The sequence below is a fragment of the Campylobacter sp. IFREMER_LSEM_CL2101 genome (genome assembly GCF_025771825.1).
In the GTDB taxonomy this organism is placed as follows: Bacteria; Campylobacterota; Campylobacteria; order Campylobacterales; family Campylobacteraceae; genus Campylobacter_D; species Campylobacter_D lari_C.
The window spans coordinates 1-18,878 of record NZ_JAKMQZ010000009.1 but is presented as its reverse complement, the minus strand read 5'-3'; the positions used below and the strand labels follow the sequence as shown (position 1 = coordinate 18,878).

At 29.3% G+C, this 18,878-nt stretch carries 19 protein-coding genes; 15 read left to right on the top strand and 4 right to left on the bottom strand.

The features are described from left to right. Positions 1-1,827 carry a penicillin-binding protein 2 gene (gene mrdA, locus L8V88_RS06330; protein ID WP_263727271.1) on the top strand — a complete coding sequence of 609 codons (1,827 nt, stop codon included), beginning with the start codon at positions 1-3 and terminating at the stop codon, positions 1,825-1,827. Here the strand turns inward: mrdA and queA are convergent. From queA to tatB, 3 genes are read right to left on the bottom strand one after another with little or no spacing between them, the layout of a single operon-like run. After that, entirely contained in the window at positions 1,820-2,848 is a 1,029-nt protein-coding gene (gene queA, locus L8V88_RS06325; RefSeq protein ID WP_263727307.1) for a tRNA preQ1(34) S-adenosylmethionine ribosyltransferase-isomerase QueA, read from the bottom strand. The genes mrdA and queA overlap by 8 nt on opposite strands. Beyond that, entirely contained in the window at positions 2,835-3,575 is a 741-nt protein-coding gene (gene tatC / locus L8V88_RS06320) for a twin-arginine translocase subunit TatC (protein WP_047208214.1), read from the bottom strand. The genes queA and tatC overlap by 14 nt, the downstream gene beginning before the upstream one ends. A gap of 2 nt (positions 3,576-3,577) precedes the next feature. Beyond that, entirely contained in the window at positions 3,578-3,970 is a 393-nt protein-coding gene (tatB, locus tag L8V88_RS06315; RefSeq protein WP_039618091.1) for a Sec-independent protein translocase protein TatB, read from the bottom strand. Positions 3,971-4,119: 149 nt separating this feature from the next. Between tatB and L8V88_RS06310 the strand changes: the two genes are divergently transcribed. Next, entirely contained in the window at positions 4,120-5,094 is a 975-nt protein-coding gene (locus L8V88_RS06310) for a permease (protein ID WP_263727270.1), read from the top strand. A gap of 8 nt (positions 5,095-5,102) precedes the next feature. Continuing rightward, a complete protein-coding gene (locus tag L8V88_RS06305; RefSeq protein WP_263676834.1) occupies positions 5,103-5,420 on the top strand; it encodes an ArsR/SmtB family transcription factor in 318 nt (105 codons plus the stop codon). On the opposite strand, the gene hemW is transcribed toward L8V88_RS06305, so the two are convergent. Further along, positions 5,417-6,466, bottom strand: a complete 1,050-nt coding sequence (gene hemW, locus L8V88_RS06300; protein WP_263727269.1) for a radical SAM family heme chaperone HemW — start codon at positions 6,464-6,466, stop codon at positions 5,417-5,419. The two genes, L8V88_RS06305 and hemW, sit on opposite strands and share 4 nt — an antisense overlap. 80 nt (positions 6,467-6,546) lie before the next feature. On the opposite strand from hemW, the gene L8V88_RS06295 reads away from it, so the two are divergent. The 12 genes from L8V88_RS06295 to L8V88_RS06240 all read left to right on the top strand — a co-directional run bounded on the left by L8V88_RS06295 (position 6,547) and on the right by L8V88_RS06240 (position 18,877). Further along, positions 6,547-7,017, top strand: coding sequence for an RNA pyrophosphohydrolase (locus L8V88_RS06295; RefSeq protein ID WP_263724063.1), 471 nt, complete (start codon positions 6,547-6,549; stop codon positions 7,015-7,017). Further along, positions 7,017-8,219 (top strand): aspartate kinase, encoded by a 1,203-nt coding sequence (locus L8V88_RS06290; protein WP_263676831.1) that lies wholly within the window; start codon positions 7,017-7,019, stop codon positions 8,217-8,219. Before L8V88_RS06295 ends, L8V88_RS06290 begins: the two co-directional genes overlap by 1 nt. Continuing rightward, entirely contained in the window at positions 8,220-8,756 is a 537-nt protein-coding gene (locus L8V88_RS06285) for a HobA family DNA replication regulator (protein WP_133319197.1), read from the top strand. A 41-nt stretch (positions 8,757-8,797) separates the two neighbouring features. Further along, complete coding sequence (locus L8V88_RS06280; RefSeq protein ID WP_263727306.1) at positions 8,798-9,409, top strand: DNA polymerase III subunit delta'; 612 nt, start codon at positions 8,798-8,800, stop codon at positions 9,407-9,409. Then, the gene (folP, locus tag L8V88_RS06275) at positions 9,396-10,538 is read left to right on the top strand and encodes a dihydropteroate synthase (RefSeq protein ID WP_263727268.1); all 1,143 of its coding nucleotides are present in this window, start codon (positions 9,396-9,398) and stop codon (positions 10,536-10,538) included. The genes L8V88_RS06280 and folP overlap by 14 nt, the downstream gene beginning before the upstream one ends. A gap of 2 nt (positions 10,539-10,540) precedes the next feature. Next, complete coding sequence (ligA, locus tag L8V88_RS06270) at positions 10,541-12,496, top strand: NAD-dependent DNA ligase LigA (RefSeq protein ID WP_263727305.1); 1,956 nt, start codon at positions 10,541-10,543, stop codon at positions 12,494-12,496. Continuing rightward, complete coding sequence (locus L8V88_RS06265; protein WP_263727304.1) at positions 12,486-13,208, top strand: TlyA family RNA methyltransferase; 723 nt, start codon at positions 12,486-12,488, stop codon at positions 13,206-13,208. The genes ligA and L8V88_RS06265 overlap by 11 nt, the downstream gene beginning before the upstream one ends. Beyond that, a complete protein-coding gene (locus L8V88_RS06260) occupies positions 13,174-14,025 on the top strand; it encodes a bifunctional riboflavin kinase/FAD synthetase (protein ID WP_263727267.1) in 852 nt (283 codons plus the stop codon). Before L8V88_RS06265 ends, L8V88_RS06260 begins: the two co-directional genes overlap by 35 nt. Beyond that, a complete protein-coding gene (gene cmoA / locus L8V88_RS06255; protein ID WP_263727266.1) occupies positions 14,015-14,719 on the top strand; it encodes a carboxy-S-adenosyl-L-methionine synthase CmoA in 705 nt (234 codons plus the stop codon). The genes L8V88_RS06260 and cmoA overlap by 11 nt, the downstream gene beginning before the upstream one ends. 197 nt (positions 14,720-14,916) lie before the next feature. Beyond that, positions 14,917-15,507, top strand: coding sequence for a bacteriohemerythrin (locus L8V88_RS06250; protein WP_258108547.1), 591 nt, complete (start codon positions 14,917-14,919; stop codon positions 15,505-15,507). Between the two features lie 8 nt (positions 15,508-15,515). Then, entirely contained in the window at positions 15,516-16,100 is a 585-nt protein-coding gene (locus L8V88_RS06245; protein ID WP_263724072.1) for a hemerythrin family protein, read from the top strand. 452 nt (positions 16,101-16,552) lie between these two features. Next, complete coding sequence (locus tag L8V88_RS06240) at positions 16,553-18,877, top strand: hypothetical protein (RefSeq protein WP_263727265.1); 2,325 nt, start codon at positions 16,553-16,555, stop codon at positions 18,875-18,877. Position 18,878: the final 1 nt, after the last annotated feature.

Below are 18,878 nucleotides of genomic sequence, written 5' to 3'. Positions count from 1 at the left end.
ATGCGTATGCGCTTAGTGATGGGCTTTATAGCTTGTTTTTTTATGCTTTTGCTTGCTAGAGTGTATTATATAAGTATAAAATCTAATGTTTATTATGAAGAAATAGCCAAGCAAAATGCCATTAAAACGCAGTTTTTAGCACCTGTAAGAGGGCAAATTTTAGATGTTAAAGGTAGACCATTAGCGGTAAATAAATTAGGTTTTTCAATCTCTATAAAGCCATATTTGCATATAAAAAAGAAAAACAGAAATCTTTTAGAGCAAGAATTACAAGCCATAGTAGATGCTTTTCCTGATTTAAATATAACTAAATTAAAACGAAATTATATAAAAGCAGATTCTTATTATAATCAAGATTATATAGAAGTGGTGCCATTTATAGAATATGATGCCATGATTAAGCATTTTACTAAGCTTAATTTGCGTGAAAATATGCAAGTTAAATCTACTACTCAAAGATTTTATCCTTATGATGCTTTAGCTAGCCATGTTGTAGGTTATGTTGGAAAAGCAAATTTAAATGATATGAATGAAAATGAAATTGCAAGATTAACTAGCTATGTCGGGCGTAGTGGCATAGAGCGTTCTTATAATGAAATTTTACAAGGCCAAAAGGGCGAAAAGGTTAGTAAGGTAAATGCATTAAATAAAGAAATAGAAGAGCTTTCTTACAAAAAACCTACTTCAAGTAATATCACTTTAAGTATAGATCTTGATTTGCAAGAATACTTAGCTAGTATTTTTGAAAATTTAGCAGGTGCGGCTATAATAATGGATGTAAAAAGCGGGGCTATTTTAGCAGCGGGTAGTTTTCCTGAGTATAATCTTAATCCTTTTGTTACAGGTATTAGCCAAGAAGAATGGGATAAACTTTCTAATGATTTAAACCATCCTTTTACTAATAAACTTATTAACGGTCTTTATCCTCCAGGTTCAGTTGTGAAAATGGGTACAGCTTTAGCTTTTTTAGATAGTGGAAAAGTGAATGAAAATCATAAATATTTGTGTGATTCTAACTTTGAGCTTGGTGGTAGAAAATTTAGATGTTGGAAAGCTACAGGTCATGGTTATGTAAATATGAATGATGCTATTAGAGAAAGCTGTGATGTGTATTTTTATAAAGGTGCTTTAGAAGTTGGTATTGACACTATTAGTTCTGTTTTTGAAAGAATAGGTTTTGGTGCAAAAACAGGAGTTGATTTACCTAATGAATTTATAGGAACAGTACCTAATAGAATTTGGAAAAAAGAAAAATACAACCAACCATGGTATCAAGGTGAAACTTTAAATACAAGTATAGGACAAGGTGATTTTCTTGCTACTCCTATGCAAGTGGCTAAATTTACAGCTATGATTGCTACGGCTAAAAATATAACTCCACATTTTTTACATAGCGTTGATGATAATGTTACTAAGATAAATTTTGACAATAATGAAAGTGTTTTTACAACTTTTGAATTATCAAAACTCCCACTTTTAAGGCGTGCGATGTATGAAGTTGCTAATGAGGATGGTGGAACTACGGCAAGATTTTTAAGAAATTCGTCTATTACCATAGCAGCCAAAACAGGAACAGCGCAGGTGGTTGGAATTTCTCAAAGTGAAAAAAAGCGTATTAAAGAAGAGGATTTAGAGTATTTTTTAAGATCTCATGCTTGGATTACTTCTTATGCGCCTTATGAAAAACCACAATATGTAGTAGTGGTTTTAATCGAACATGGGAAAAGTGGTAGTAGCACAGGGGGACCTATACTGGCTAAAATTTATCAAAAACTTATAGATTTGGGTTATATTGATAAAAAATATATCAAGAAAAAGACTAAATAATTAGCATTCCATCGCCATAAGAATAAAAACGATATTTGTTTTTTATAGCTTCATGGTAAAGCCCTAAGGTTTTTTCTCTACCTATAAATGCTGCTACAAGCATAATTAAAGTTGATTTTGGTAAGTGAAAATTAGTAAGTAAATAATCAAGTCTTTGCGGGGTATTTTGTGGGTGTAAAAACAAATCACAAAAACCTTCTTTTAATTTTTTTCTATGATAGTACTCTATGCAACGAGTAACTGTGGTACCAACACCTAGTATTTTCTTAGAAGAATCAATCAAAGCACAAGTTTCATCATCAATATGAAAAAATTCTGAATGCATTTTATGATCACGTATATCTTCACATTCTACACCTTTAAAAGTTCCTGCGCCAACGTGTAGTGTGATAGTGTGGATATTATGATTTTTTTTAAGTTCATCGATCATTACTTCATCAAAGTGTAAGCTTGCAGTAGGTGCAGCAACTGCGCCTTGATTTTTAGCAAAAATACTTTGATAGTTAATGCTATCTTGTGCTTCATCTGCTCTTTTTATATAAGGTGGTAAAGGCACATGGCCTATTTTTTCTAAAATTTCAAAAACTTCATGATGACTAAGCTCTTTTTCATCATTAAAAAATTCTACTTCTCTTGTGCCATCATCATGTAATTTTTTGATTTTAGCTTTTAAAGAATTTTCAAAATATAAAATTTGCCCTTCTTTAACCTTACCCCGAATTTGCACTAAAAAATCATTATTTTTTAAAGGATGGTTGATAAAAAGTTCTATTTTACTACCACTTTCTTTGTTTCCATAAATTCTTGCTTTGATGACTTTAGTGTCATTAAAGATGATTTCGCAAGGTGGTAAAATTCTAGCTAAGTCTTTAAAATGTAAATGTGAAATTTGATCTTTACATCTTTCATATACTAAAAGCTTGGCATTTTCTTTGGGTAAAATAGGAAAATTTGCTATAAGTTCATTGGGTAAATCATAATCATAACTAGAAAGCAAAAGATCTTTATCAATCATTTTCATCATCTTCTTTTTGACTAGGATTAACTTTTTTAGCTATATAAATAGAAATCCCATAAAGTCCACACAAAGGCACAGCCATTAAAAATTGTGATATAACATCAGGTGGTGTCATCATAGCTGAGAAAACAAAAATCACTAAAACAGAAACTCTAAAATGTTTTTTCAAAAAAGTATCATCAACAAGTCCAAGTTTAGCAAAGAAAAAGGTTATTACAGGCATTTCAAAAGCTAAACCAAAAGCAATTACTAATTTAGTAAAAAAGCCTACATATAAACCTATGCTAATTAAAGGCTTAAAATCTTGGGTTTGCACCCCAAAATCAATCAAAAATTTAAAAGCCAAAGGTATAACTATATAATAACAAAACAAAGCACCAAGTGCAAACATAATACTAGCAAAGCTTACAAAAGGCACTACTAATCTTTTTTCATTATCATAAAGTCCAGGTGCTACAAATTTCCAAAACTGCCAAAAAATAACCGGTAAAGAAATCAAAAAAGCTGTAAAAAATGAAACTTTCATTGCGGTAAATAAAGGCTCTTGCAATTCAACGAAGGTCATTTGTCTTGAAATTTCAGGTAAGGCTGCTTCAACAGGTGCTTTTAGTATGTCTATGATATAGTTATTAAAACTAAAACATACAAAAAACATCACAACAACACAAGCAACACTTATAAATAATCTTTTTCTAAGTTCCACTAAATGCGGTTTTAATTCTTCAAACATTCTTAGCTTTCCATTTTCTGAGTATTTTTTTCATCTTTTTGAATTTTTTCTTCAAGATTAGAAAGTTCTTGTATATCCTTTTCTAAATCATTAATTTCACTTTTTAATTCTTTGGTATTATTTAAAATATCTTCTTTGAGTTGATCAAATTCTTCAAAACTTAGTTTTTTTCTGATATTTTCATTAGTTTGTGAAAATTCATCTTTGTATTTTTGTGCTTCATCTTTTAATTCTGCTATTTTTAGTTCTTTATTAATACTTGCTTTTGCTTCATCAATATTGCTTTTAATGGCTTTTAAAATTTTTGCAATTTCAACTATAGTTGAAGGTAATTTTTCAGGCCCAAGTACTAAAATAGCTACAACTAAAATAACTAAAATTTCACCAAAACTCATTATTTTGTCTTCTTTCGCTTGAATATATGGTTTACATTTTACATAAAAATACTTAAAAATATTATTACTTTTACTATATTAATATATAAAGATATCTTGATATATTAATATATTTTTGTTATATTTGATTAAAAACAAAAAGGAAGAGCATGGAAAAATTAGTTTTTATTTTAAAAGATTTTCTTATTTTGTTTATAGAAATATCTGTTTTGTTTATTTTAGTTAGTATGCTTATTGCTTATTTAAATGAGCGCTATGCCAAATTTTTTAATGAGCATTTAAAGAAAGATTCTTTTACAAGCTATATAAAAGCCATACTTTTAGGCTGTTTAACCCCATTTTGCTCATGTTCGAGCATACCGCTTTTAAACGCATTTTTAAAAGCTAAAGTTCCACTTGGGGTATGCATAGCTTATTTAATCACCTCACCTTTAATCAATCCCATTATAGTAGTGATGTTTGTAGTAAGTTTTGGTTTAAAAATATCCTTATTATACGTGGGATTTTTATTTTGTGTGATTTTACTTCTTGCTTTTTGTGTTTCTAAAATAAACACTCAAAGATTTTTTAATGAAGACTTTTTAAAAAATGAATTAGAGCAAAAGTCATGTTGTTCTAATAATACTTTTCAAAGCTCATGTTGTCAAAAATCTAGCTTGGTTTTTAACAAAAATTCCAAAACAAGTAGAATTTTAAATTTTAAAAACAAAACTAAAGAAAATAAAATCAAAATATTATTTTCACAAAGTTTTAAAGAGTATAAAAAAATTTTACCTTATATTGTTATAGGTATGGCTATAGGGGCTATTATACATGGTGTTTTTCCGCAAGATTTTTTTCAAAATTATATGAAAGATTATGGAGTTTTAGGTGTATTTATAGCAGCTTTTATAGGAGTTTTGCTTTATATGAATTGTACAGCTATGATACCTATAGCACTAGCTTTAACTACCAGCGGAATTCCACTTGGTATAATGATGAGTTTTTTAATAGCAGGAGCAGGGTGTTCTTTACCTGAGATTATTTTGCTTAAAAGAATTTTCAAAACAAGCTTTTTGATTTTATTTGCAGGTATGATTGTTTTTATAGCAATTAGTTTTGGGCTTTTAATATTTTTTATATAAGGATTTTTATGCAAGAGTTTTTAAAAATAACAAGTGCGATTAATGATGAAAGCAGGATTTTGATCCTAGCTTTCTTACAAAAATACGGAAAACTTTGTGTGTGTGATTTGCAAAGTTCTTTAAATATGAGTCAATCAAGACTTTCAAGACATTTAAAAATTTTAAAAGAAGCTAATTTTTTAGAAGTAGATAGGCAAGGTGTTTGGGCGTATTATGGAGTAAAAGAAAATTTAAATAATTTTTGCAATGATATACTAAAAAACATTAACGAGCTTTCTATAAAGCTTCCTGAGTTAAAAAGAATTTCTTGTGAATGTAAAACTTAAGTGCTAATATACAAAGCTAGTTCATCGCTTAAAAGGTAGTTGGTGTTATAAAAAATTCCATTTTTATAAATTAGCTTTCCTTTTTTGCTAAGAAACATAGCTTTTTCTTTTTCTAAAGGTTCTAGTTTTGTTTCATCCACTCCTATAATACTTCTAAGTCCTAAGAAAATATGCTCTAAACACAAATCTTTTGAATTTAAATTTTCAATCTCTCTAAAACAAGGATCATTGATATAATCTTTTAAACTTTTTTTGGTATAAAATCTTTGATTTTTTAAAAATCCTACCGCACTTAAACCACATCCTATATAGTCTTTTCCTTGCCAGTAAGCAAGATTGTGTTTGCAAATTTGTCCAAAATTACTGATTTCATATTGTTTATAACCAAGGTTTTCAATAGCTTTGATAAAATATTTTGCAAGGCGTGGCGCATTTTTTTTAAAATGAAATTTTTTAGCAAATCTTGTCTTTTCTTCTATGGTTAGATTATAAGCGCTTATATGATTAATATCAAGCAGGGTTAGTTTAGAAATTTCATAATCAAGCATTTTTTTATCATCAAGTTTTGTATCATAAATTAAGTCTAAGTTGATATTATCAAATCCTGCTTTTTTTGCATTTTCTATGCTAGTAAAAATGCTTTTTTGATCATGAATGCGTCCAAGAAATTGTAGTTTTTTTTCATGAAAACTTTGCATTCCAAAAGAAATACGGTTAAAACCTAAATTTTTTATTTCTTTAAGCCATGAAAAATTACTCGAGTTGGGGTTAGCTTCTATACTAATTTCGCTGTCTTTTTGTAAATAACTTTGTAAAAAAATAAATATTTTTTCATAAAAACTAGCTTCCATTAAACTAGGCGTACCACCACCTACAAAAACAGTCTTTATGGAATTTTTATCAAGCTTAAAAAAATCTAGTTGATATTTTATATCTTGCATTAATGCGTTTAGATAATCTTTTTCAAAGTCCTTTTTTTTAAGTGAAGTAAAAGAACAATAAAAACACTTACTTTCACAAAATGGTATATGTATGTATAAATGCATAAAACTTCTTTAAAATGTGATTATAAATTCGTATTTTTTTGTTAGAATTATATTATTAAAAAGTCAAGGATAAGAAAATCATGGAAAAAGAAAAAAAATATAGGCCAAATGTAGCCGCTATAGTGCTATCATCAGCTTATCCTTTTGAATGTAAAATTTTACTTGCTAAACGCAATGATATGGAAGATATATGGCAGTTTCCTCAAGGTGGAGTAGATGAGGGAGAAGATGTTAAAAGTGCATTATTTAGAGAGTTAAAAGAAGAAATAGGCACAGATGAGGTTGAAATTTTAGCTGAACATCCTGAGTGGATTAGTTATGATTTTCCAGCTAAGGTTGCGCAAAAAATGTATCCTTATGATGGTCAAAGTCAAAAATATTTTTTAGTTAGATTAAAAAATAAAGCTATTATTAATCTAAATACTAAAAATCCTGAATTTGATGCATATAAATTTACTTCATTAGAAGATGTTTATGATATGATTAACCATTTTAAAAAACCTATATATATCAAGGTTTTGAAATATTTTAAAGAAAGGGGGTATATTTAATGCTGATCGTACAAAAATATGGGGGAACGAGTGTAGGAACGCTTGAGCGTATTGATGAAGTTGCTAAAAGAGTGGCAAAAAGTAAAAAAACTTGCGATAAGCTAGTTGTAGTAGTTTCAGCGATGAGTGGGGTTACTAATGAGCTTATTGATTTTGCTCATCATTTTAGCAAAAATCCTTCAGGTCGTGAGATGGATATGCTTTTAAGTAGTGGTGAACGCGTAACTTCATCTTTACTTGCCATTGCATTAAATGAAATGGGTTTAAAAGCCACTGCATTTTCCGGACGCAATGCAGGGATTGTTACAGATGATGTTTATACTAAAGCAAGAATAGAACACATTGATACTACAAATATCAACAAAGCTTTAGATGAGGGGTATATTGTAGTAGTTGCTGGCTTTCAAGGTATTGATAAAATGGGTAATGTTACTACTTTGGGTCGTGGTGGAAGTGACTTAAGTGCAGTTGCATTAGCAGGAGCTTTAAATGCTGATTTGTGTGAAATTTATACTGATGTAGATGGGGTATATACTACCGATCCTAGAATTGAGCCAAAGGCTAAAAAGCTAGATAAAATTTCTTATGAAGAAATGCTAGAGCTTGCAAGTTTGGGGGCTAAAGTTTTACAAAATCGCTCTGTAGAGCTTGCTAAAAAATTAAATGTAAAATTAGTTACTAGAAGTAGCTTTAATGAAAATGAAGGGACGATTATTACTAAGGAGGAAAATATGGAACAAGCTTTGGTTAGTGGTATAGCACTAGATAAAAACCAAGCAAGGGTTACTTTAAGAAATATTGATGATAAGCCAGGAATTGCTGCTGAAATTTTTGGGACTTTAGCAAATGAAAATATCAATGTAGATATGATTATCCAAAATGTAGGTGTAGATGGAGCTACAAATTTGGGCTTTACTGTGCCTGAAAACGAGCTTGATTTAGCAACTAATGCTATGAAAAAAGTTTTAGGTGCTAATGCTAATATAGAAACAGATAGTGCTGTGGTAAAAGTTTCAGTTGTGGGCGTGGGTATGAAATCACATTCTGGAGTAGCTTCGGCAGCTTTTAAAGCATTAGCAAATGAAAATATCAACATACAAATGATTTCTACAAGTGAAATTAAAATTTCAGTTATCGTGCATGAAAAATACGGCGAATTGGCTGTAAGAGTATTGCATGAAGTTTATAAACTAGATATATAAATGAGTAATAGTTTTTTAAAATTTACCCTAGAACAAATCCGAGAAAATGGCACTTATACAAGTTGGTTAGAAGAAAGGCGTCTTGAATGGTCGCCTTTGATCGCTTCTAAGCTAGCTTTGCTTTTGCAAGGTTATACTTTTATTGTGATTACTGATGAGCAAAGAGCTTGGTTTGAAGAGTATTTTTTAAGCCAAATCAATGCTAATACTACAAGACCTTTAGTGCCTTTTGTATCTTTAAAAGGAATTTATAATAAAGCTTGCAATACCCAAGAAGATATAGATTTGCTTAATGATCTTTTGAGCATTTCTTTTCCTAATGGTTATGCCTTTTTTTATATAGGAACTAATACAGGGTTTAAATTTAAAATCGCTAATTCTAAAGCAGAAAGTATGCTTTGGCTTTTTGATGAGCAATTACAAAATAGCTTTTATCTTTCCTCACGCGATAAAGAATTAGACTATAAACTCATTTCTTTATATAAAGTATTTGAACAAAGCTTAGAGGCTGTACTTTTTTCTAAGGTAGAAATTTGAATCTAAGAAATAAAATCATTATCCATAATGATTTTGAACTAATGCAAGAAAAGCTCACAGAAGAATATGGAGCAAAAAATCTTAAATTTTTCATACCTAAAAATCCTGACTTAGAATTAAGACTAAATGACTTAACTTATGACAAAAACGCCCAAGCAACCGCAAAAGCTATTATGAAAGAAAGCTATGTAGCTGAAGCGCAAGCTAAAATCATTGTTATACTAGCTAAGTCTTTTCGCGAAGAAGCGCAAAATTTTTTACTAAAACTTTTTGAAGAGCCACCAAAAAATGTATATTTTATCATCGTAGCTCCTTCAAAAAATGTTTTTTTACCTACTATACTTTCAAGGTTTATCATAGAAAAACATAAAATTCAAAAAGAAAAAATGTCTTTAAATTTAGATCTTAAAAAAATAGATCTTGCTCAAATTGCTTCATTATTAAAACAATATGAAAATATAGACAAGCATGAGTGTTTAGAGCTAATTAATGCTTTAAGCCATGAATGTTTTAAACAAGATATAAAATTAAACGATGAAGAAATTGAATTTTTTTACAAAGCTTATGAGTTAGCTAAATTAAATGCAAAGCCAACTATTTTACTAAGTACCATAGCTTTAATTTTACACGAGAGAAAAAATGAAAATCATTAAAATCAATCCTAACACAGACTTTGAACAAATTTCTAAATACATAAAACCACACAAAGCAGGCGAGAAAATTATGAGTGAAAAAACTCAAATTCATTTTTTTCTTATTAAAGAGTTAAGAGCGCCTGCTGCAAATATACTCAAGCAAGATGCATTAAGAGTTGGAGCTGAACTTGTAACACACAAAGAAGTTATACTAGGTAAAGAACATACTAATGCCTTACTTATGGTAACACAAGATCAAGCCAAAAAGCTTATAGAAAAAGAAAAATTACAAGATTTTAAACTTAAAAATTTAGCACTATTTTTAAAGTCTAATTTTAACAAACCAAAATATGCAAAAATTATGGGTGTGATTAATGTTAATGAAGATAGTTTTAATGCTCAAAGTAGGGTTAAAGAAAATGAAGTTTTAGAAAAAATCGAACTTATGATCTCTCAAGGAGTGGATTATATAGATATAGGCGGGGTTTCTTCAAGACCTGGTAGTGTGTATTGTGGGAAAGAAGAAGAGTTTAAACGCTTAAAAAATACCCTAGATTTAATCTATAAAGAAAAACTTTATGAAAAATGTATTTTTAGCTTAGATAGCTTTGATGAGTATTGTTTAGAATATGCTTTAAATAAAGGCTTTAAGCTTATTAATGATATTACTGGTTTTAAAAATGAAAATTTAGCCAAACTAGCTTTAAAATACAAAGCCACTTATACACTTATGCATATACAAAATACCCCACAAAATATGCAAGATAACCCGCATTATGAAGATGTACTTGCTGAGCTTGATGATTTTTTTGCGCAAAAGCTAGAAAGGCTAAGTGAGCTTGGTTTAGAAGATGTGATTTTAGATGTTGGTATTGGTTTTGGCAAAAGTTCTTGGCATAATATGATGTTAATTAAGCATTTAGAGCATTTTTTACGCTTTGAAAAAGAACTTTTAATCGGAGCTAGTAGGAAAAGTATGATAAATGCTTATTTTAACTCAAGTGTTGAGCAAAGACTAGCAGGTACGCTTTATTTACATTTAGAGGCTTTTAAAAATGGTGCAAGTATTATAAGAGTGCATGATGTGTATGAACATAAGCAAATGTTTGAACTTGCAAAAGCTATGGATGAACTTTCTTTGGAGTAATGATGACTTATCAAGAGTATTTAGAAAAGGTAAAATTAGCAAAAGAATGGATGAGGGCTTATTATGAAGATGATGAGCCTTTAGCAAGCGATGAAGAATACGATAAACTTATAAGAGAGTTAAAAGCATTTGAAACGCTTCATCAAGAAAAGATTTCTAAAGATTCTCCTACACAAAATATCGCCCCTACTATACAAAGTGAGTTTCACAAACTTGCACATAGTGCAAAAATGTGGTCTATGGAAGATGTTTTTGATGAAGCTGAGCTTAGGGCTTGGGCAAAAAGAGCTAAATGCGAGTTTGATTTTTTCATAGAACCTAAATTTGATGGAGCAAGTTTAAATCTTACTTATGAAAATGGTATTTTAATCAGCGGTGCTACAAGAGGCGATGGCGAAATAGGCGAGGATATTACTTTAAATGTAAAAGAAATATCAAACATACCTCAAAAAATTCCTTATAAAGACAAGATAGAAATTCGTGGCGAAGTGGTAATTTTAAAAGAAGATTTTGAAAAAATCAATGAAAAAAGAGCTAAAGATGGCTTAAGTTTATTTGCAAACCCACGTAATGCAGCAAGTGGCTCTTTAAGACAGCTTGATACAAGCATTACAAAAGAAAGAAATTTAAAATTTTATCCTTGGGGAGTGGGGGAGAATTCTTTAGAATTTAGTAAGCACTCTGAAGTGATGGAGTTTGTAAGAAGTCTTGGCTTTTTAAAAGACGATTTTGTTTTTTGTGTGAAAACTTTAGATGAGGTTTTAGAAAAATATCATGAGCTTTTAGAAAAAAGAGATCAAAAGCCTATGATGATGGATGGTATGGTTGTAAGGGTAGATGATTTAGCTCATTGTAAGCTTTTGGGTTATACCGTGAAATTTCCAAAATTTATGGCTGCGTTTAAATTTCCTGCTTTGGAAAAAACCACAACCTTGCTTGGGGTTAATTTACAAGTTGGAAGAAGTGGAGTGATTACCCCTGTGGCAGTGCTAGAACCTGTAAATTTAGATGGGGTTATCGTAAAGTCTGCAACCTTGCATAATTTTGATGAGATAGCTAGACTTGGAGTGATGATAGGCGATAGCGTAAGTGTGATAAGAAGTGGAGATGTCATACCTAAAATCACTAAAGTTTTTACCCAAAGACGTGATGGTTTAGAAAGTCAAATTGCTAAGCCAACTCTTTGTCCTGAGTGTTTAAATGAGCTTTTAGATGAGGGCGCTTTTTTAAAATGCCAAAACCTAGACTGTAAAGCAAGACTTGTAAATTCTATTATACATTTTGTATCTAAAAAGTGTTTGAATATAGACGGTCTTGGAGAAAATATCGTCGAGCTTTTATTTAAAGAAGGAAAAATCACTAACATAGAAAGTATATTTTTCTTAAAATACAGTGATTTTGAAGGTTTAGAAGGCTTTAAAGAGAAAAAAATCAACAATCTTCTAAGCGCCATTGAAAATGCAAAAAAATGCTCTTTATCAAGGTTTATCACTGCTTTGGGTATAGAGCATATCGGAGAAGTAGCAGCTAAAAAACTAGCACAATCTTTTGGCTTTGAATGGTTTATGCAAAGCTATGAAGCTTATGCAAATTTAGAAGGCTTTGGCGAGCAAATGGCTAAAAGCTTAGAAGAATTTACCCATGTCAATGCAAATCGTATTAAGCATTTTTATGAAATTTTGCATTTAGAGGATGAGAAAAAAGAGCTTATTGTAAATGATAATATTTCTAATAAAACCTTTGTTATCACAGGTACTTTAAGCAAATCACGCGATCATTTTAAAGAGCTAATCGAAAGCTTTGGAGCAAAAGTAAGCTCAAGCGTATCTAAAAAAACTGACTTTGTATTATATGGAAGTGAAGCAGGCTCAAAGCTTGAAAAGGCTCAAAACTTAGGGGTTAAATGTATTAATGAAGCTGAGTTTAATGCTCTTTTAGGCGGTGATGATGAGGTTTGATGTTTTTGTAAGCACAAAATTAAACATTTCTCGCAATAAAGCTTGTGAGCTTATAGAAAACAAGCAAATTTTACTCAATGGCGAGTTTAAAAAAACCTCTTTTAAAATCACATCTTTAAATCCTTTAGAAGATGAGAGTTTAAAACTCACGCTTTTAGAAGAGCTTTTTGTAAGCAGAGCTGCTTTTAAGCTCAAGCATTTTTTACAAGAGCATGTATTTACCATAAAAGATAAAATTTGTTTAGATATAGGTTCATCAACCGGAGGCTTTGTGCAAATTCTGCATCAAAATAAGGCTAAACACATCACAGCTTTAGATGTAGGTTCTAACCAACTTCATGAGAGCTTAAGAAATTTAGAAAATATCCAAATTTGTGAAAACACTGATTTGCGTGAGTTTAAAAGTGAAAATTTATATGATGTTATCACTTGTGATGTGAGTTTTATCTCTTTAATACATTTGATTTTTCATATAGATAAGCTTGCTAAAGATCTTATCATCTTGCTTTTTAAACCTCAATTTGAAGTAGGTAAAAACGCTAAGCGCGATAAAAATGGAGTGGTAAAAGATATAAAAGCTATTAAAACTGCTAAAGAGAGCTTTGAAAAAGCTTGTGCAAAGCTTGGTTGGATCTTGCAAGTAAGTCAAGAGTCACATTTAAAAGGAAAAGAAGGTAATGTTGAGTTTTTCTACGCCTATAGAAAAAACTAAAATCACAAATTTAGCCATAGGGCGTTTTGATGGTATGCATTTGGGGCATTTTGAGCTTTTCAAGCATTTAGATGAAAATGGAGCTTTGTTTATCATCACAAAAGAAGAAAAAGAAGCTCTAACGCCTAAGGATTTTAGAGTAAATTTAGTTGATTTTCCTATGATTTTTTGTGATTTTGATAAAATCAAAAACTATAAAGGCGAGGATTTTTTAAAGCTTTTAAAGCAAGAATTTCCCAAACTAGAAAAAATCATCGTAGGTTATGATTTTAAATTTGGTAAAGAAAGAAAATGCAGTGCCAAAGACATACAAAGCCTTTGTGGTATAAATACCATCATTGTAGATGAGTTTAAAATTCAAAACAAAAGTGTTCATACAAGTATGATTAAAACCTTACTCAAAGAAGCAAAAGTTAAGAAAGCTAAAAAATTTCTAGGTAGATTTTATACTATACATGCAAATATCATAAAAGGGCAGGGCATAGGCGCTAAAGAGCTTTTTGCAACTTTAAATTTATACGCAAAAGACTTCTTTTTACCTAAAGATGGCGTATATGCGACTTTGGTAAAGATTGAAAATAAAAGCTATCATAGTGTAAGCTTTATAGGCATAAGATCTACTGATGAAAATTTTGCTTTAGAAACGCATATTTTAGATGAAAATTTTACAAGTACAAAGGCAAATTCAGTGGAATTAAGTTTCATTGACTATATAAGAGCTAATGAGAAATTTAACGACTTAGCCTTATTAAAAGCACAAATTAGTAAAGATATCAACAAAGCAAAAGAAATTTTAGGAAAATTAAATGAAAGATGAAATTTTTAAAAAACCCTTAGAAAAACAATTTGAATTTGATAAAAGTGTAGCAAGTGTTTTTGATGATATGGTGTCAAGATCCGTGCCTTTTTATACGCAAAATTTAAAACTCATAGTCGAACTCATAGATCATTTTGCCTCGCAAAATGCGAGAATTTGCGATCTTGGTTGTTCTACTGCTAGTTTATTGCTTGCACTTTATGAAAAAAGAAAAGATTTTCTTTTAAGTGGGGTTGATGAGGCTAATGCTATGCTAGAGATTGCTAAAAGTAAATGCCAAGCCTTTGGAGCTAGAGTGGATTTTCATCAAAAAAATTTAGATGACTTTGAGTTTTTTAAAAATGATGTTTTTATAGCTACTTATACTTTGCAGTTTATCCGCCCACCTAAAAGACAAGAGCTGGTTGATAAAATCTATCAAAACCTAAATGAAAATGGTATATTTGTGCTTAGTGAAAAAATTCTTTATGAAGATGTCAAAATAGCCAAAAAAATGATACAAATTTATGAGCAGTATAAACTAGAGCAAGGTTATAGTAAGCTAGAAATTTCAAGCAAACGAGAAGCCTTGGAAAATGTTCTCATACCTTATACTCAAAATGAAAATATAACCATGCTTAAAAAAGCAGGATTTTCTAAAGTAGAAAGTGTTTTTAAATGGGTAAATTTTGAAACCTTCATAGCTTTTAAGTAATTATTTTTTAGTAAAAAAACTTAAAAATATCATATTTTGAATAAATCAGATATTTTTTCTTCTATTTTAAATATTTTATAAATTAATACTATTGCTATTGCAAATATTTAAAATTTATTATATAATCTTGCCCGTTTTTTTGTGTTTATTTATGCTTATTGCTTGATTGTTAAAAAATATTATAAAAAAGGACTTTTATGATTAAATGGGCAAAAGAATACAGTGTGCACAATAAAACTATTGATGAGCAACATAAAGCTTTGTTTGATATAGCCAAAAAGGCTTATCTAATTGCTGAAAATCACGCAAGTATAAGTGAGATTAAAAGTGTTTTAAGTGAGCTTTTTGAATATGTAAAAACTCATTTTAAAGATGAGGAAGTATATATGGAAAGCATAGCTTATCCTGATTTAGAACATCATAAAAAAATTCATCAAGAAATCACAGCTTCATTAATTGCTTTAGTAAAAAATATCAAAACTGTGAATGAATTTAAAGCACAGCTTAATGTCATTACAGAAAAATGGCTTTTAGAGCATATATTAAAAGAAGATATGAAATACCACAAATATGAAAAACAAAAACAACTTCAAGCAAAAGAAAGTACATTTGAAGAAGATACTTCGGCTGTAGAATGTACTTTTGAAGAAATTACACCAAAATATATTATTTATGTTTGTGGTTGTTTAAATGAAAAACATAAAATTCCTCATCGCGTGCATTTGCAAATTCTTGATGGTGCAAAATATAATTGTAAAGTTTGTAAAAAAACCATTCGCATTGCATAGGGTTTTTTGTGGAAGCATTCCCTATATGGCATGATAAATATAGTATTGAAAATGCAGATATTGACTTGCAACACCAAACTCTTTTTATTTTAGCAGATAAAACTGCCAAGCTTTTAAATAGGCATATTTACAAGACAGAGGTTAAAGAGTTATTAAGTGACTTTTTTGATTATATGCGAACGCATTTTAAAGATGAAGAAAATTATATGCATTCAATAAATTATCCGTATTTATCAGAGCATAAAGCAATGCATAAAAAAATCGTTAAAGATATGAGTGCATTACTTAGCGAGTGTGCTAGCACAAATGATCTTAAGGAAAAACTTTACAAAATAGTTTCAATATGGCTTTTAGAACATATTGTAGAGCACGATATGAGGATTAACAAATTCAAAAAAAGCTTGGAAAAAGAAGACAAAATACAAGAGCAGGAAAAAGATGATAAATTTGAATACATTTGTGGTTGTAAAGATATGACTCATAAGCTTGATTATGGCTTACATGTAAAAATTAAGTATTTAAATATAGCTTACAAGTGTAAAAAATGCTCCAAAGAACTAATTTTTAAACTACAAGATGAAAATTTAGATTGAAAGTATATTTTCAATCTAAAATACCATAAAATAGGTATTTGAGCTAAATAAAATATTTTAAGATATTTTCTATCTTAAAATATTTTTAAGGAAAAATTTATAAACAAAATATTAATATTCCTAGTTCATTATTAAATTGTTAGTAATGAGCGTTACAAAATATACAAACAAGCAATAAATCAAACAACACATTAACTATTTTTTGAAAGGAATTTTCAATGAATAAAAAATTGTCTAAAAAGTGCCTCATGGGGGGGGGTAATAACACTTTACTAAAACTATCCTTTGCTACTATTATTTCCTTAAGCTCTTTAGAAGCTGCCACCTAGGCAGACTATGATAAAGCCTCTAATGCTTATATTATCAAACAACACAAATTTAATAATAATGATGTCTATGATTATAATCTTGATACATATAAACTCTTAAGTGGTAAAAACTTCTATGGCCAAATGGCTACTAATAAAAATCTTTCAAATATTACTTTAATCTATGATAATCCTAAAGATAAAGCTCATTCTAAAATGAATGATTTATATTTTAAACAAGACATACTTACTCCAAGTATTAAAGAAGATATTTTTGTAGTTAATGGCTTTCATAGTTCTAACTCAGCTAATACTACCATTAATCAATTAAGCTATATACCTTTTTTAGTTTCTGCTTATACCTTTAATGCAAAAGCAAATAATAATACCTTGGTATTAAAAGCAGGGGAATTATCTTCAGTATATTATTTAAAACCTACCGATAAAGAAGTAATCAATCCTAAAGCTAGTGGCTTAGATAATAAATATAATTTTTTAATCACTCCAGCCATAGCAAGAAAAGGTGAAGCAAGTAATAATACTTTAAATTTCTTAAAAGATGCCTATGTAAATATGGGTGTTGAAAACACTTACACCTTACCTTTAAATGGTGCTCCTTATGTAGTAGGTGCTTTTGGTATTGATGCTAATACTAATAATAATACAGTTATATTAAATAAGGGTGTAAAGATAGACTTTCATACTACCCCTTATAGACAAAGTGCTTTAGGAGATAATATCTTTGATGAGAGAATGACTCATGTAACAGGAGCAATTACTTATAATGCTAATGCTAAAAATAATAAGGTTATTATAGATGGAGCTTCTTTATTAGTTCATGGTCCAAGTGGAGCATATTCAACATCAGCTGCTACTCACTTAGGAGGAGCTTTTGTAGATGTAAATAATAATCAAAGCTATGAAGTAAGTAATAATAGTGTATTAATCAATGATTTAAAACTAGATTTAAGAGTAGATACTAAAAATACTCCATTAGCTTATAATGCTATCTTAGTAGGGGAAATCTATGGGGGTAAAATCATACAAGGTAATGCTTATAAAAACACCATAGATATAAAAGACTTACAAACCTTATTAGCATTAAATACTAATGTAGAAGTAAAAGCTCTTTTAGACTTTTATGCAGGTGCTACTAATAATGGTATAGCTAATGATAATAGCATTAGCATTAATCTTAAAAAGCCATTTGAGATTAATTCTAATTTTACAGGTAAAAATGAGTTTAATCTTTATGGTGGGGTAGCTACTAAAGGAGCTAATAGAAATAGTATTAATATCAATGGAGATTTAACCCAAGGACTTACTGTTGAAAATCATCAAGATAAAATTCAAATCACAGCAGCACAAACTCTAAGTTCTAAAGCAAATAATAATAGCATTGTTATTAAAAACTCAAACATTGCTATGCCTTTATACTTATATGGAGTTAGTAAAGCAAGTATAGATAATAAAGATTATTATGCTAGTAGTGCTAATGCTAATAGTATAGTTTTAGATAATGTAAAATCAGGTAGAAACCTCACTGCTATTATAGAAGCAGATAATTTAGAAAAAAACACTATAAAATATAATCTTGTACAATCTTTATCGAATGCTTCTAATATAGATAAAGGTTCTAAAATCATTTTAAGAGCCAATGAAAATGCTAATGATAATACTTTAAATATTAAAGATTATTCTTCTGCAGCACATGATAATGTTTATGTTATTAATGCAAAAAATGAAAGTGCTAATAATACTTTTATCTTTGATGGACTTGCTCTAGGTACAGCTTCTGATAAAAGAGAAGGTATAGCTATTATTAGTGCAGGTATAGCTAAGAATACTCATGATAATTATACTCATATAAATAATTTAAATATAGATGAGTATAAAGATGATTCTACTATCATCATAGCAGCTTCTGGTGTATATAGTGAAAATGATAAAAGCTATAATAATACCTTATATTTAAGTGGCAATACTAATATTTTTAATAATACTAATATAAAAGTATTAGCAGGTAGCTTTTTACAAACTAGAATGGAAAATGATTTTAGCTCAAAAGCACTAATGCATAAAAGTGGCACTAATAATCATTTAGTATTAAATACAAATATAAAAGCAAATACTATTAATAACTTTGATCATTATAGCTTTATCTTAAAAGATGATACTAAAACTTATTTAAGTGCTAAAGAAGCTATTAATCTTTCTAAAGATAGTTCTATTAATGTATATACTAACAATAATGTAAAAAATAAAAGCATTATTTTAATGCAAAGTGAAAAAGGCTTTGTAGATGCAAACAATAAACACTTAAATCAAAAAGACTTACAAAGCTTATTAGAAACTATTACTAAAAACAATCAAAGCTTACATAAAAACATCAAAGCAAAAGTTCAAAAAGCTAAATACACTCTAAGTGTAAGTAAAGATGCAAAAAGCATAGTAGTGAATTTAAATTAAA